Raw genomic sequence first — 15,361 nt, 5'->3', positions numbered from 1 at the left:
GCCGGTCTTACGACCTAATTTTAAAATTTCAAAAGACTTACGAAACCTGCCAATACTGTATTCAAAATCTTAAAATGTGGGAACTCATACAGGAACTTTATAGCAATAAAAATCGTAGAATCAGAAAACTGTGGGAACTACCACAAATCACGATTTTACGAACAAATCCTAAACTGTAGGAACTCATACTTTTAAAAAATTCTTTCTCATTTTTTTTACGCCTAGTTCGCATTACTTAAAAAAATACTCTCACTTATGTTTTTTTGTCCAGGGTAAGCAGTATTCTAAAACTCAAATTGAGAGGTAAAACAACATGCAAACCATAACTACAGAATGGATGAACGAAAGAATCGAAATTATCGCGGAGATACTCGCTGATCAACTGATCGAAGAAATTCGTAAAAGAACCTTAGAAAAAGAAAAATTTCCAAACCAACCGGAAGCAGCTTAAAACAAGTCGTATCTCAAACCCAAACGATAGGAGGATAAAAAAATGGCAGAATACACACTGAAAGAAAAAAAAGGAAGTCTCTTTAGCAACGCAACCAAGGAAAAAGAAACTCAACCAGATTACACCGGTAAGGTGCTTCTCGAAGGTAAAACATATCGACTTGCCGGATGGATCCGCAAATCGGCAACGGGAAAAAACTATCTTTCCCTAAGTCTTTCAGAACCAAATCTTGAAAAAAAGTCAGAAGGAAGTTCAGTCGTAACGGCAACGGACGGAAACGATTTTACGGATATAGAAGAGGATTTTCCTTTTTGAAAAATTCGATTTACATCCCAGTATAAAAATAAAAAAATCCATTCCAATTAAGAGAGAGGAATTTTTTGAGAATTAAACTTGATTTTAAATTTTTTTTGATGATGGCTCTGGTTCTTTCGTTTTTAGTTTTCTTCAATTGTGGTTATAATACGATTCAAGAAGAAGATGAAGCGATCAACGCATCTTGGGCGGAAATACTCAATCAATATCAGAGAAGATCGGATCTGATTCCAAATTTAGTCAACACAGTAAAAGGTTATGCAGCCCAAGAAGAAAAAGTATTGATCGAAGTAACAAAAGCCAGAGCAGGAGTAGGTTCTATTCAAGCGGATGAAAAAACCTTAAATAACCCCGAACTTTTTAGAAAATATTCACAGGCACAAACACAGATGACTTCCGCACTTTCTAGACTGCTTGTGATCACAGAAAACTATCCCGAATTAAAATCCAACGAAAACTTTAGAGATCTACAAGCCCAACTCGAAGGAACCGAAAACAGAATCACCGTAGCCAGAAACAGATATATTCAAGCGATACAAAAATACAACGTCACAATTCGAAAATTTCCAAATAATTTAACTGCAAAGTTTTTCGGATTTGAAACCAAACCTTCTTTTAGTGTAGAAAACGAAAAAGAAATTTCCAAACCGCCTGAGATTAAATTTTAAAAAAATTGAATATGATTAAACATTCATCTTTTTCACTTTCTATTTTCCGAAACATCAAAAAATTTAAATTTTATTCCATTTCCAATAAAATGATTAATAAATCTATTAACAGAATTCAATCTAGATAGTTCATCTAGATCCAATATGACAAGCGTAAAAAATGAATCTTTTAAAAACTCAAATGATTCAATCGGTAACTACAAAAATCTTATTCTTTGTATCTCTTTTAGTATGTACAGCCGGAACTCATTTAAAAATTGGAAACTCACATTCCATTTTTATCATAGAAGAATGGAAAACAGAAGATCAGAATATTCCCCTACTCCGCTCTCCGGTTACGGATACTACTTCTACTCTAACGAAAGAACAAAAGACTCAACTCACAAATAGGTTAATTTCATTTGAAACGGAAAAAGGAAATCAAATCGCAGTATTGATCGTAGGCTCTACGGGTGAATGGACCATAGAAGAATACGCGGTCAAAGTATTCGAAAAAACTAAATTAGGTCGTAAAGGAATCGACGACGGAGTATTGATCGTAGTAGCCATCCAAAACCATAAAACAAAAATAGAAGTCGGCTACGGACTGGAAGGAACTATACCCGACGCAACTGCAAAAAAAATCATAGAAGAGTTTATGATTCCTAAGTTTCGAGAAGGAAATTATTTTCAAGGAATTGCAGATGGAATTGATACAATTATAACCAAAATCAATGAGGAAGAATTACCTAAAACAAATATATCCCAGATTGCAGAGGAAAAATTTCCGGTTGTAGAACAAAAAAACGATTTTGATAAATATGTTGCCTTCGTGCCGTATGTAATAGTTGCAATCTTTGCAATAGCTACTCTGGTAGTATCGGGAATCGTAGGCTTGATTATGCTAATCGGAGTCTTCGTATTCTTTTCTTATCGTTCAACATTCCCCATCAACTTTTGTATTGGGATTTTTTTCACTGTATTCAAGCTAATCATGGACGAGATATATTTAAAAATCTTCAATAAATCAAAAACCTCCAATAAATCAAAGAACATCCGTAAGTCAAAGACCTCCAGCAAGTCGTTCTGGAGAATTATTTTGTTCGGTTACAATTACAAAATTCTGTTCGGTTACAAGCACAACTCCTCGGCTTGGAGCAGTTCCTCCAATAGCAGTTCAAGCTCCTGGAGCGGCGGCGGGGGTCGTTCCGGAGGCGGAGGAGCTTCGGGAAGTTGGTAAAGAATATCTAATATTATGATAAATCAATATACAAACAAAAAAGCCGCCATCCTAAGAATTTGGAATCATACTTTAGAATCCTTTTTGTTTTTTTTCCATTTTTCACAAGATAAATCCAAATCCTATCGTTTTAAAAAATATTTTAGCACAGAGGATTTAGAAAAAATAGAATCCGAGGTTTCTAAATCGGAAGTTCTACACAAAGGTGAAATCAAAGTCATTTTAGAACTGAATCTTCCGGTTTCCAGAATAATCCAAGGACTTACTGCAAAACAAAGAGCCGAAGAATTATTTTCACAAAAAAGAATTTGGGACACGGAAGAAAATACAGGAATTTTAATATACATTCAATTGATAGACCGTAAAATCGAACTATTGGCGGATCGGGGAATTTACAAAAAAATAGGCCAAAACACGTTAGACGAAATATGTAAAGAAATGCAGAACGGATTTCGTTCAGAACATTACCTGAAAAGTATTCTTTTTGCAATCGAAGAATTTAGTTCCCTTCTTCAAAAATACTTTCCTTCCGGAAAACAAAATTCAAACGAACTACCGGATAAACCGGAAGTAATTTAAAAGATGATTCAAATTCATACAAACAACCCTCTTTTTGAACCAATACGTAAGTTTTGTATTTCTCTTCCTGTTACGACCGAAGATATTAAATGGGATAAGGATCTAGTATTTTCTGTTCATAACAAAATGTTTTGTGTCACTATGATCGAAGAACCATTTACAATCAGTTTTAAATGTAGTCCGCAGGACGCAGAATTTTTAATTCAAAAAAAAGGAATTATACCCGCTCCTTATCTCGCAAGATACGACTGGGTTCAATGTGAAAATTTAAAAACGCTTCCATTCCAAGAGCTTCAAAAAAGAATTCAAAATTCTTATCAACTCGTTTGGGATAAACTGCCCGCAAAATTAAAGAAAGTGAATCAATGACTCAGTTCTTTTATGCAAAGTTGAAGAAGTAAAAATAACTTTTCCGGATTTTTGCTTAGATGCAGTAAATTCTTTCAAAAACCCTCATATTTGCAAACTTTCAAGCAGTTTGAATATCGTTAAATTTTCGTATGAGTTCCCACATTTTTGTGAAACTCAGAAAACGCTTTTTCCTATTACTGATCTCTATAAAATTGAGTACCGTTAATTTTATCACAAAACACTGATGTCATGCAAAATATTAGGTATTTTATTATATAGTTATGAGTAGTATTTAGAAAAATAGAATATAATAATCAACTATTCCTCAAAATATTTACCATAGAATAAAGGCCGTTTCTCCTGGACATAGATAGATGTTTGTCTAGTCCAATTTCTTTTAAAAATTCAAGGGAAGCGTTCTTAATTTCCTCCCGAGTGCGTCCCGAAAATACACGGATAAGAAGAGCAATCATTCCTCGAGTGATCGCAGAATCGCTATCCGCTTGAAACTCTATCTTACCGTTTTTTTCCTCGGATATGATCCAAACCCGAGACTGGCAACCCGGAACTAAACGTTCCATAGTTTTTTCAGAATCGGAAATTGATCCAAGTTGATCTCCCATTTCAATTAAAAGTTGATACCTTTCTTGCCAATCCGTACATTCCGAAAATTCGGATATAATTTCTTTCTGAACTTCCGCAATGCTGCTCATACCTCTTTCCAACTTTTACTCAATTCTTACACAAGCAATCATAAAAACCTCAAAGTGATCCCACTCGAATCGTAGTTTCATAAAAACGCAAACCTCGAAAATGAGATTTAAAACCTGTTCTGAAATTTTAAAACTCTAATACTTATGCTGAAAGAAAACAGATAGGATAAAACTTGGCGGATAGGAATTTCTTAAGAGAAATTATAATCAGATTTCAGGGTTATTCTAACACAAATTCGGCGTAAGAAAATCTAGGCGATAAAAACTCAATTCTGTCGCTTCTTTAGTACTTAAAATTTTTAGAATATATTTATTTTCTAATTCGCGAGTGAAGATTTATTTCCGCCGGGCTGTAATCAGCCCGACGAAGAGGATATTTCAAATTTAATTTTTCAAAGGATTAAAGATCAACCAGAATGACTTTTACAATAACCTTCTGGAATTGTAAGCTCTATTGGTTTTCTAGTATATGCGTTATTTTGAACATTCAGTTCGGGTATCCAATTTCCACGATTCAGCCTTAGATCAAATGTATGCTTCTTTTCAATCAAAGAAATATCCACTTCTAAAGATTCATTGATTGGAAAATAAATCGGAAAAGTAACCGTGACAGTTTCTCCAGGTTGGATTATAGATTCATATCCTATTCCATTTCCATGAATTCCATCTGGTTCTAGTGCGTTTATAATGCCCACGTTTGGCAGTGCAGGACTTGCACCCTGTCCGATATTCTTGATCTCGGCAGTCACATACATCATCGGTTTATAAGCTCTACATTTCATTCCACTAGGATAAATAGAGGCGCGGGGAATGATTAAATCAGGTAGTAGTTCTTCCATTTGAATCGAGATCGGAAAACAATTCGTATTATTGCCCTCATTCGACTCGGCAATTTTAGATCCTATATCGATTCTCGCACATACATAATAATCTCCAGTTGGTATGTTTTTAGGAAGTATATTCGATCCTTCACTTACATATTTGAGAGCACCTGATAATAGGTCCGGAGTATTACTAATTCTTCCTCCGCCTAACAATACATCTTCTTTAAAATCGGAAGAGTAAGTAGCATAACCTTCGGGTATCTCTTTATCTTTGGAAAGAATCAAATCTACCATATAACCTTCTTGATCGGGACCACTTCCTGCCGCTAAACTTCCTCCGAAATTGGCAACTTGAAGACTTAGTTTTCGAGAGATATCTTCTCCCGGTTTCATTTGTCTCGAGCCAGGAAAATAAACATAAACCATAAGATCGGGTTCCGAGGAATTATTATATCCGACTATTTCAGATCCAGGATTGAATTCCGGTTGATTTTGATTTACACCTACATTTTGAAATTCATCACCTGAAGCCATAGAATAAGTCTCAGTCTGTAAAGACTGTCCAGGCCCCAAAAGCATTAACAAAGTGGAAGAATCGTTTTGTTTTTCTCCTCCGCAATTCCAAATCATATACATTATTAGGAATACGCTCGCCCCTCTCATCGTCTTTTGTAAAAACTCTTTCATTTGAATCTCCTCAAAAATACCTCAGGCATTTTTGTTATCTAAATAAACGAATCCTGATCACAAACTGGGACAACTAAAATGATTCAAGTTATAACATAGACACACAATTGAGCAGAAAACCCACTTTTAAAGAGGAGTTTCACGTTTTTTGAGCTTAAAAATGTGAATTCTAAGGTCAGTAACGTGAGTTCGGTATAAGAAATGAGAAAGAATTTATTCGTAAAATCGCGATTTGTGGTAGTTCCCACATTTATCAGATAAGAATTAAAACTGTAATTTTGAGATTTTATATGAGTTCCCACATTTTTTACGGAAAAACTTCAGTTTTGCAAACCGAACTTCATTTTAAAAAGTTAAATTTCGCACTAAAATGAATAGAATTAAAACCTATATAAACGTGCGTTCGGTATAACGCGAAAAGGGATCGATGTGAGGAAACTTTAGCAAAATGCTCAAACTCAGCGTCTCACTCCCTGAACTCAGCAAAACGCTCTACCATAACCAACCCCACAGGATTTTAGAATCAAATTGAACTAAAGCAAAACGCTTTCCTGAATGCCGATCCTTAGAGAGGCATTCGCTGAGCTTCCTGGGTCGCGCTCTGGAAACTCAGTGTCTCACTCCCCATGGGTCGCTCTGGAAACTCAGTGTCTCACTCCCCATGGGTCGCTCTGGAAACTCAGTGTCTCACTCCCCATGGGTCGTTCGACAGGTCGCGTTTGAACTCAGTTTTACAGAGGATTTGTCGTGATTCCGACAGATCTATATTGAAATCTAAATACTTGTGAGGTTGGTCATGGCTCTCTACGGATCGTGTTTTAAATTGAATCTAAAGACGATATATTGTATTACGTTTCTTGCATGCACTTGATTGATCAGAGCTGAAGAGTCCAGTCCCGGCTACCATAACCAAGCTGGATTCGCCCCGATTTTCTTAGGTTGAATCATATTTCGTTAAAAAGTTCATATAAACTCTAAAAATTAAAAATCTACAAAATATAAAAAAGTATGTTCTTTACAAAATACGGAAAACAAATGCTTCTAAAAAGATTCAATCCTATTCGAAAAATTTATCCTAAATATGTCTCAATCACAACGCACTATATATATAAATATAATCTCAGAAACATTTTATTTTTTAGGGTCGTTTTGAACTACTGAATCATTTTTAATATAATCTCCAATCCAGCAGGAAAATATGAAACACTATCTAACTTTTCAAGACGATAAATCGGATAAATTCTGGCAAATCGAAGTTTCCGGAAATTCATTTACGGTGACCTACGGAAAGATCGGCTCTTCCGGACAAACACAAACAAAAACGTTCAACGACGAAGAAACCTGTCTCAAAGAAGTAAAAAAATTATTCTCTGAAAAATTAAAAAAAGGTTATATAGAAGTAGAAACGCCTACTTCTTCTATAAATCCAAGTTCTTCCGATAAAAAAGCCTCGGCTTCCGCAAAAACCACAACTGCCGAAACAAAATCAAAGATAGACAAACCGGCCCCTCTGACTTCGGAAACATTCCATCAATTTTTAAAAATTAAATCCAAAGACATTTCTTCTTCAAAATATTCTAAAATACTTAAAAATATAGATTGGGAAAATTTAGCGGAAGATATTTTCGATTCCGTTTATAAATATTGGGAAGAACTAAGCAAAAAGGAAAAATCTCCGATAGGAATTTTTGACATAAGATGGGACGACGCGAGTACGGATTACTGCATAGAGTTTGATTATGATTTAGAAAGTAACAATCCTAAAAATGCGATGGAAGAAGGTGCTATTCGAAATGTTCCTGTAGTCGATTTTTCTAATTTTATTAAAAATCAACTCAAACAAAAACCAGAAAAAATCCGGGAAGTATTGGAGGACGAAGACTTTTCGGTGATAAAAGACATACTATGCAAACTAACTCAGGAAGTAATCCTACAAACTTTAAAAGTGGAAGTTTTTAAACAAATTCCAAAACAACAACCGTATTTTTTAATGTTCTCCTATTACCACGACGAAGACGCTTCCGTATTTTTCGATTCAAACGTAAAGGAACAAAAAGATCTTTATTCAATACTAAAAATCGGTCAGTCTCCGCTATTTAAATATTTTTTAAGCGGGGAGCAATCTTTAATCATTTCTAATGTTTCGGAAATAGATCTTACCGATATAAGTCTTTTCGAAAACTTAAGAAATTTCAACATTTCCGATTGTGAAAATATAATTTCTCTCAAAAGTTTAAGTGAATTAAAAAATATCCAAAGTATTTCCATAAAAGGAGCAAAATTATCCGAGTTCCCCGATTTTTTACTGAATCTTCCATCTCTTAAATCTTTGTATCTCACAAATAGCAGCCTATCTATAGAAAATAAAACTAGTATATTCAATTCTTCGCAATTAGAATCACTTTGTCTAAATGCTAATTCCTTAACCACAATTCCAGAATTTGTATTCCAACTTCCGCGGCTAAAAGAATTACTATTGATGGATAACCAATTGACGGAGTTACCGGATCGATTGGCGGATCTAAAATTTCTTCGAAACTTGAATTTGTCCGGTAACAAAATCGCTCAAATTTCCAATCTGAACCGTGAGTTCAGTGAAGTCAGAGAGCTCGGTCTTTATGATAACCGACTTGTCTCTTTGGATGGAATTAGGTGTTTTCCCAAGCTGAAGGAGCTTTTGATTTGGGGTAACGAATTAGAAACAATTTCACCTGAAATTTCCAGTTTAAAAAATCTAACTCGTATCAGCGCGGAGAGAAATAAAATTTCAAATTTTCCTAATATAGAAATTGCTTTCGAATCCGTGACCAGTTTGAGTCTGAACAAAAATCAATTGACTCAAATACCGGAAGGATTAACTCGATTATTTCCAAATCTAAAATCTTTAGGTTTAAGTGACAATCAACTTGAAGAAATACCTGCCGATCTATTTGAAACCTTTCCAAAATTGGACACTCTTTCATTAAGTAACAATCAACTATCCGATCTTCCTAAATCTATTGCTCGATTAGAATCTTTAAAAAACATATACTTGAAAAACAATCGGTTCGTACAAATCCCTGAAATTTTAAAGGAGCTGAAAAAACTTAAAGACATATCTTTGAGTGGAAACCAAATTTCAGAGTTACCTGAATTTTTTTCGGAAATGACGGAGTTGAAAGAATTAAAGATCGGAAACAATCCAATTGCACAAAACCCAGAAAGCGTAGAAGCCAAGATAAAAGTGATTAACCCCAAAATAACACTTTATTTTTCTTGAATATTCTACTTTTTTGAAATTTTTGCTCGTTTCTTTTTTGGCAAAACTCACCGGTTTATGGATTTGACACAAATTTTGAGCGTAGAACGAAATTCATTTTTTCGGAAAGTGTAGATCGAACGGTAAAGCGAAAAAACCGTTCGGTCCTCGTATCGACGTTAAGATTCTACAGGATTAAAAGCAATCTAACGAGCCAATCCCAATTCATCCAGAGTATCTTCAATCGGACCGAGTTGTTCCTGAGAATACTTGGAGCGAGCTACATCCATAAGTTCGTGTAGATGAACCGTATGATCTATATCGATGGAAAGAATATACTGAGTAAGTACCTCCAAATATTCCGCCTCTCCGGTCGTAACGAGCGCCTGCATCGCATAACCTCCCGCCTCCAACTCTTCATGCACGTAGATCGTGTCCCCTTCTCTTTCATTTGCGATCAATATCTGTGACACATAACGTGCAACGAGTAGACGTAATTCCGGTTCGTTTATACATTTTAAAAAGAAGTCCGCTTCGTCTACTTCTTCTCCCGGAAATTCCCATTCGAGCCAGTGATCCGGGTTTTCATAATCGGAATGCGAAAATACGTTTTCTTGCAGGTTTTTTGTTATCTCCAGCATATTTTCTAAAATCGTTTTGCGATCCTTACCTTTCAGTCGTATTATATTATCCTCTATTTCCAGATTCATAGCAGGCTTCTTGCTCGCTCCGTTCTTTTTCAGCTCTGATAAGATGGCCTTACGCTTGGATCCATATTCCGTCACACAATCAAGCGGACTCATACCCGCTTCAAAACCGGATCCATCTTGCGTTATGACTGCATTTACGTCCGCCCCAAGAGAGACTAACGTCTTAACCATATCCAGATCCCCGGATTTACACGCATAATGGAGCGCAGTACATCCAGCATGGCTTACTTGTAAAGGATTCATTCCTTGTTCGATCAACCAGTAAGCAATCTGATTTTTGTTTCTATCTGAAGTACGTTCTATCGTTTTCATCAATAGAGTTTCTCCATCGGAGTCCGGCTTTTCATCAGAGACTTTTAAACCTAACTCTACAAGTTTAGTCAGCATTTTCATTCCGTCTTCTTGACTAAAAGATGCAGTTGCTAAAGCTATTTTGTTGAGTAGAGTTTCTCCTTCTTTATCTATACCTTCTACAAGAGCGCCTCGTTCTATGAGAGAGATAAACGGTTCCCATTTAGACGCTAACCAAATAGGAGTCCAGTTGGCTTGATCGGCTGCGTGAACGTCTGCACCCGCCTCTAAAAGTAGTTCTACAGAACTTCTATTGTATTGCCAAACCGCATTGTGCAAAGCGATACGCCCTCCTTTGGTTCTATCGTTAATACGAGCTCCTTTTTGAATAAGATACTCTATCATTTCTGGTTGTCTCATATAAGCGGCAAGACTCAGAGCGTTATTATATCCATTTTCTTCGTAAGAAGAAGGATCACAACCTTCGTCTAAAAGTTTTTTCATTGCAGTTAAATTTTTCTTTCTAATCGCTTCGAATAATACAGCCGTATCCATATTTCTGTTTAATTCTCCTTTCAAATTAAATTCTTTTGAGAATTTTGTTTTTGATTTACTTTCGCTCTCTTTTAATGATCACCCATTAAAAAGAAACTACAATTCGGCAGCTTTATTTTTTATAGGTCCGAAACGGATATTTTAGTGGCAGTGTTTTGATATAAAAAGTAAGTGAAACTTACCCTCTCCCTGATAATTTTAAAACGAACTAAAAACCGTTCCTTTTAAATTAAAGTGAATTCTGCGTAAGAGATTTGTTTTATAAAAACCTGATTTTTCTATAAAAAATAAATAGAATTGTTGAAAAATAAATTCTCCATCTATTTCTATTTCATGGAAAACGGTCGATTGAATCAGTTTTGTTAATTAAACTACAAAATTTTTCAACAACTCTAATGATTAAAAATTTGTAATGCGACTTAATCTGTGGGAGCTCTCACAAACCACGGCTTTACGAACAAATCTTAAAATTGTAGGAACTCATACTTTGAGAAAATTCTTTCTTAAACCGAATTCATATTAAATTAGGAAACAGGTTCGCATCCGTTTTTCTTAAAGAAAAACGAATTGCAGAATTCGGAGATCGTTTAGAGTATGCAAATATTCTAATGGAATTTGAAGTTAACTTCTACGTTCGAATCCGAACAAATAATCCCAATCTCACTTTGTAAAAAATAGGAATCCAATCGTTTAAAAACTGAGTTGCTTATGAAAAAAAGAATCGTCTTCGTTACCGTTATTTTACTTTTGAACTACTGCGTTTCGATCCCGAAATATCAATTGTCTTCGAATGTACCACAAATTGAGAAAAACCGCGAAGCAAGGTTAATTTCGGCTTTTTTCGGTTTAGATAACTCTTTGCCATGGCGCTCGTTCTTACTGTGGAGAAGTGCACCTGGAAAGGATGGAATGCCACTCGTTTTCTCACACGAAATCGATCCTACAACAGTGGACCTTTCCGACTTTCAGATCACTACTAAAAAAGGAGAAATTTTATATCCTCTATTCACTACATTTGTACCTTCATTAGAGCAGTTCGAGTTGCGTACCATTTTGTTGATCGGCCAATTCGGCGACCATCCGGATAACGAACCTAATGAAGTCGCAATCGTAGGTGAACTCAAAAGCCGAGATGGACAAAATTTAATCGGACAAAAAATCCAAGTCATTCCTTTGATCGCCGGACCTTTTATCAGTTATGCGGAATACTTTAGATTCGAAGATTCATATCCTTATAACGCTTCTGGATACGGCGCGGATTGTCCTCTATCAGAGACAACTGTAGTAGTAAGAACCGTGTGGGCCGGAGGAGTTCGGGCAATCGACGGTCAAGAATTAGGTGATAGAGATCTGAACAAATTCAAAATCGAAATGATCTCCGGAAGTGAAACCTTTACAGTATCTCCGTTTAAAATCGCGGACATAGACGACAATGATAATAATATTGATCTGTGTGTCTCCGAACAAGGAATTCCAAAGTCAGTAGAAGTGGATGCAGATACAGTTATAGACCCCAGAGGAGATCGAAATCCTATAACAAAAATAGAAATTTTGAGCCGTTGGTGATACTTAACGTCGATATACTTTTCAAATCGATCCACAATTCAATTTAGAACACGAGCCTGGAAAATTCAGTTCGAATAAAAATAAAAACTTTGTGAGAAAGTATCAATCACCATACATTTTTTTTTTACAGTAAGACAAGTCTCAATTAAAAGATAACAAGTATATATATTCGTACATCTTTAACAGGAAAAAATCATGAAACACTACCTAACATTCAAAGACGGCGGTTCGGATAAATTCTGGCAGATAGAAGTTTCCGGAGATTCATTTACCGTAATCTATGGAAAAACAGGTTCTTCCGGGCAAACACAAACTAAAAACTTTGACGACGAAGAAACCTGTCTCAAAGAAGCCAAAAAATTACTCTCTGAAAAATTAAAAAAAGGTTATATAGAAGCAGACGCTCCCGCTCCACCTCAAGGTAGAGCCAGAGAAGAAATCGAAAAAAACGTAGAGGAATTAAAAACCGCAGTTTCTCAGTTGCCAGAATTAGCTCCGTTTTTAGAAAAATTATCTGCACTTCCTTGGGACGAATACGAAAAACAACTATTTCATAATGTTGTAGAATCGTTTGAAAGCGCAAAAGAAGAAATGGAGGATGAAGAAGAAAGACTAACTGGTTTTGTAGCGGAATGTAATAATCAAAACTTTAGAGAATATGGAATCGGTTGCAGCGAATTTTATTTCGGAATTGGAGATGACGACGAATACTTCGAAGAAGGACCAACCTTAGGAGAATTTTGTCTACACGAACCTGGAAAAATTATGGCAGACGCCTACGACTCGTTAGGTTATCAAGACAAAGGATATGGGCTACTTAAAAACTATATTTGGAATTTAGTGGCTAGGACGATGGGACGTGCCGTTTCTCTTGCGGTAAAAGATAAGTCATTTAAAAAATTAAAAACCGTAAAAAACTTTAGAGTATATGTATGTGAACACGACGGTTGGGCTTGTTCTATGGACCCAGAAGGTTTGGTTTTTGGAAAACTGGAAGAAGAAGACGACGAAGATTAAACGATCTAAGATCCAAGTGAACGTTAGTTGCACTTGGATCGAGTAAACTTAAGAATAAATTACTATAGATCCAAACACAATATTTAATTCAACAAGCGTCCCCACCCGCCAAAAACATAGGTTCCACTTTGCCGTTTTTGATTTTAGAAAACTCGTTTACAAAACCGTCAAATCCATTGTGATGCCAAATCAAAATCGGAGTACCGTCTTCGTCTAAGTCAAAAACATCTATCAAATGAAATTTTCCACCGTAAACTGACTGATCCTTGGGCAACACTTCAAATTTTTCGAATATCTTTTTTCCCAGACTTTCGTTTTCTAATTCGTAAATTGAGGAATGATAAGATTTTTCTTCCGTTTCGATTTGAATAGAGTATCGAACTACGACGTATTCTTTTTTTGGAGAAACAATCTTATACAAATCACCTTGTTTCAAAAATTTTAACTCTTCCGACTTAGGATGTTGTTTTTTAAAAAACGAACCTTCAGTTGATTCTAAAAACTTAGAAATTTTTTCAGAAGGAATCCATTTTTCAGAACGGACCTGATCTCCTATTTTAGAACCAAACATTCCAAATATAGAATATTTTAAAGTATTAATTTTCTTATAAGAATTTAAATTCCCCTTTAAAACGTCATATTCTTCGCAACCGGCTTTGTCGTTTTTTTCAGGGACAAATTCTCCAGCCACGTTCGTTTGTTCGTATACGGTTGCATTCTCTTTTGTTTTAAGAATCTTTTTTTCTAAAAAGAGAGTTTCCGCTTTGTATTCTCCAGGTCCAGCAGGAATCCATCCGTCTTTTGTTCGAATTGCCAAAGATCGAAATCTAGAACCTTGTGTATCCGTATAAACCGAGCCGAAAAGTTTTGCGTTTTCTAATTCTTCCGGAGATTTTTTACCTAAAAATTCAGTAGTTACGAACCCCTTCGTTTCCGATTTTGTAAATATTTCCACCCAACCATCGGAACTCGAATTTTCTTTTACAAAAACGGATTCACCTTTTTGCAATTGAAACAGCACTTTTCCATTTTTAGGTTTATCTCTTACGTTCAACTTACCTTCCGAGATAAGAACATATTTCTTGATTTGTTTTTGTTCCGCCACCCCCGGGCTAAAAAAAGTAGAAAAAAACAATACGAATATTATAATTTTATAAAAATCTGAATTCATTTTATTTTTTTGAAGTTTTAGTTTTGTTTCCATAACGGAAATTTTTTCGGTTCTTATCACAAAATCCATGTAAATTTTTCTACCTTTAATTTAATCTTTCCTATCGATTTCATTCAACGTAATTTGAAATTGAAAAAATAGAAAGAACTTTTCTCAAACAAGTGTTCTCACGAATAATTTTACGTTTTACAAAAAAAGAATTCATAATGAGTATCACTTCACTTTGAAACGTAGGATTCTACGTAAAAAATTGGGCGAATCCGGCGTTCGCCGGACCGCGCTTTCAGCTCCGATGAACAAATTGAGGAATGACAAAATCTCTTCCTAAATTCAATTTGTTCATCCCGCCTCAATCGCTTTCGCATTGGATTCTACCGAACTTGCGTTAACCGATACCTAGTAACGATATTCATGGAGACTCTCCGTAAATTGAGTAAAATTATGTATATAAATGATGATTTATTTAAAATTCAATTAAAGTTGTTGAAATTTTCATAGCGCAGTTTAACAAAACTGATTCAATCGTCTATTTCAATGCAATGGAAACAATTAACTTTTTAACAACTCTATTCTCAAAAAATCAAAATATAAAATTGTAAATAAAATCATCTAAAAATTTTTTCTAAACACTAAATCTATAAATACAATGATCAGAATCTATTTAAAGTTTTTTTGTCAAATTAAAAGGCTGGAAGTCTAAAAGAAAATTATTTACTCGGTAATACAAATGGAAACGTTACGTAATTTAATCTCATACGAAATAGCTCGTTACTTTTATCATCATCTAATTGAAGAGCTTTCCAAACCGGAACCACTTCAAATTCAGATTGGTTACGACGGTAAAACGTCGGGAGAAGCCAATCGTGAAATCCTATCCAGACTTTCTATTGAATTTCCAAAAATAGAACAAACCGAAGAGCCTCCTTTTAATTTAATTCGAGAATGGGCAAAAAGAAATCGATTTTTATTTCACTACGACGAATATAATTTTGACCGTTATAATCGA

General features: G+C 35.2%; 13 protein-coding genes and 1 pseudogene. 9 read left to right on the top strand and 5 right to left on the bottom strand.

The window, feature by feature from the left end; translation table 11 throughout:
• Positions 1-313 precede the first annotated feature (313 nt).
• The 6 genes from LEP1GSC049_RS2000000227520 (at position 314) to LEP1GSC049_RS214215 (ending at position 3,601) form a co-directional block, all read left to right on the top strand.
• Entirely contained in the window at positions 314-451 is a 138-nt protein-coding gene (locus LEP1GSC049_RS2000000227520; RefSeq protein WP_004750400.1) for a hypothetical protein, read from the top strand.
• A 42-nt stretch (positions 452-493) separates the two neighbouring features.
• Positions 494-766, top strand: a complete 273-nt coding sequence (locus LEP1GSC049_RS214195; protein ID WP_004765043.1) for a DUF736 family protein — start codon at positions 494-496, stop codon at positions 764-766.
• A gap of 65 nt (positions 767-831) precedes the next feature.
• Entirely contained in the window at positions 832-1,434 is a 603-nt protein-coding gene (locus LEP1GSC049_RS214200; protein ID WP_004750441.1) for a LemA family protein, read from the top strand.
• A gap of 160 nt (positions 1,435-1,594) precedes the next feature.
• Positions 1,595-2,653, top strand: coding sequence for a TPM domain-containing protein (locus LEP1GSC049_RS214205; RefSeq protein WP_016560868.1), 1,059 nt, complete (start codon positions 1,595-1,597; stop codon positions 2,651-2,653).
• A 15-nt stretch (positions 2,654-2,668) separates the two neighbouring features.
• Positions 2,669-3,232 (top strand): TPM domain-containing protein, encoded by a 564-nt coding sequence (locus LEP1GSC049_RS214210; protein ID WP_004750302.1) that lies wholly within the window; start codon positions 2,669-2,671, stop codon positions 3,230-3,232.
• 3 nt (positions 3,233-3,235) lie between these two features.
• Positions 3,236-3,601, top strand: a complete 366-nt coding sequence (locus LEP1GSC049_RS214215) for an MmcQ/YjbR family DNA-binding protein (RefSeq protein WP_004759649.1) — start codon at positions 3,236-3,238, stop codon at positions 3,599-3,601.
• A 296-nt stretch (positions 3,602-3,897) separates the two neighbouring features.
• Here LEP1GSC049_RS214215 and LEP1GSC049_RS214220 read toward each other — a convergent pair whose 3' ends face one another.
• Entirely contained in the window at positions 3,898-4,296 is a 399-nt protein-coding gene (locus LEP1GSC049_RS214220; protein ID WP_004750486.1) for a SufE family protein, read from the bottom strand.
• A gap of 407 nt (positions 4,297-4,703) precedes the next feature.
• Complete coding sequence (locus LEP1GSC049_RS214225; RefSeq protein WP_004750729.1) at positions 4,704-5,807, bottom strand: hypothetical protein; 1,104 nt, start codon at positions 5,805-5,807, stop codon at positions 4,704-4,706.
• Positions 5,808-7,005: 1,198 nt separating this feature from the next.
• Here LEP1GSC049_RS214225 and LEP1GSC049_RS214230 point away from each other — a divergent pair.
• Positions 7,006-9,066 carry an LIC_11051 family fibronectin-binding protein gene (locus tag LEP1GSC049_RS214230; protein ID WP_016560857.1) on the top strand — a complete coding sequence of 687 codons (2,061 nt, stop codon included), beginning with the start codon at positions 7,006-7,008 and terminating at the stop codon, positions 9,064-9,066.
• Positions 9,067-9,251: 185 nt separating this feature from the next.
• Here the strand turns inward: LEP1GSC049_RS214230 and LEP1GSC049_RS214235 are convergent, their stop codons facing one another.
• Positions 9,252-10,601 carry an ankyrin repeat domain-containing protein gene (locus tag LEP1GSC049_RS214235; protein ID WP_025186054.1) on the bottom strand — a complete coding sequence of 450 codons (1,350 nt, stop codon included), beginning with the start codon at positions 10,599-10,601 and terminating at the stop codon, positions 9,252-9,254.
• A gap of 708 nt (positions 10,602-11,309) precedes the next feature.
• On the opposite strand from LEP1GSC049_RS214235, the gene LEP1GSC049_RS0206200 reads away from it, so the two are divergent.
• Complete coding sequence (locus tag LEP1GSC049_RS0206200; protein ID WP_016748119.1) at positions 11,310-12,167, top strand: hypothetical protein; 858 nt, start codon at positions 11,310-11,312, stop codon at positions 12,165-12,167.
• A 195-nt stretch (positions 12,168-12,362) separates the two neighbouring features.
• The gene (locus LEP1GSC049_RS214240; protein WP_004759535.1) at positions 12,363-13,184 is read left to right on the top strand and encodes a WGR domain-containing protein; all 822 of its coding nucleotides are present in this window, start codon (positions 12,363-12,365) and stop codon (positions 13,182-13,184) included.
• 88 nt (positions 13,185-13,272) lie between these two features.
• On the opposite strand, the gene LEP1GSC049_RS214245 is transcribed toward LEP1GSC049_RS214240, so the two are convergent.
• Positions 13,273-14,424: an SH3 domain-containing protein gene (locus LEP1GSC049_RS214245; RefSeq protein WP_004759534.1), complete on the bottom strand. Its 1,152-nt coding sequence runs from the start codon at positions 14,422-14,424 to the stop codon at positions 13,273-13,275.
• Between the two features lie 84 nt (positions 14,425-14,508).
• Positions 14,509-14,698: pseudogene (locus LEP1GSC049_RS2000000229090) on the bottom strand (hypothetical protein).
• Between the last annotated feature and the right edge of the window lie 663 nt (positions 14,699-15,361).

The sequence above is a fragment of the Leptospira kirschneri serovar Cynopteri str. 3522 CT genome (genome assembly GCF_000243695.2).
GTDB lineage: Bacteria > Spirochaetota > Leptospiria > Leptospirales > Leptospiraceae > Leptospira > Leptospira kirschneri.
This window is presented reverse-complemented; position numbering and strand designations above follow the sequence as displayed.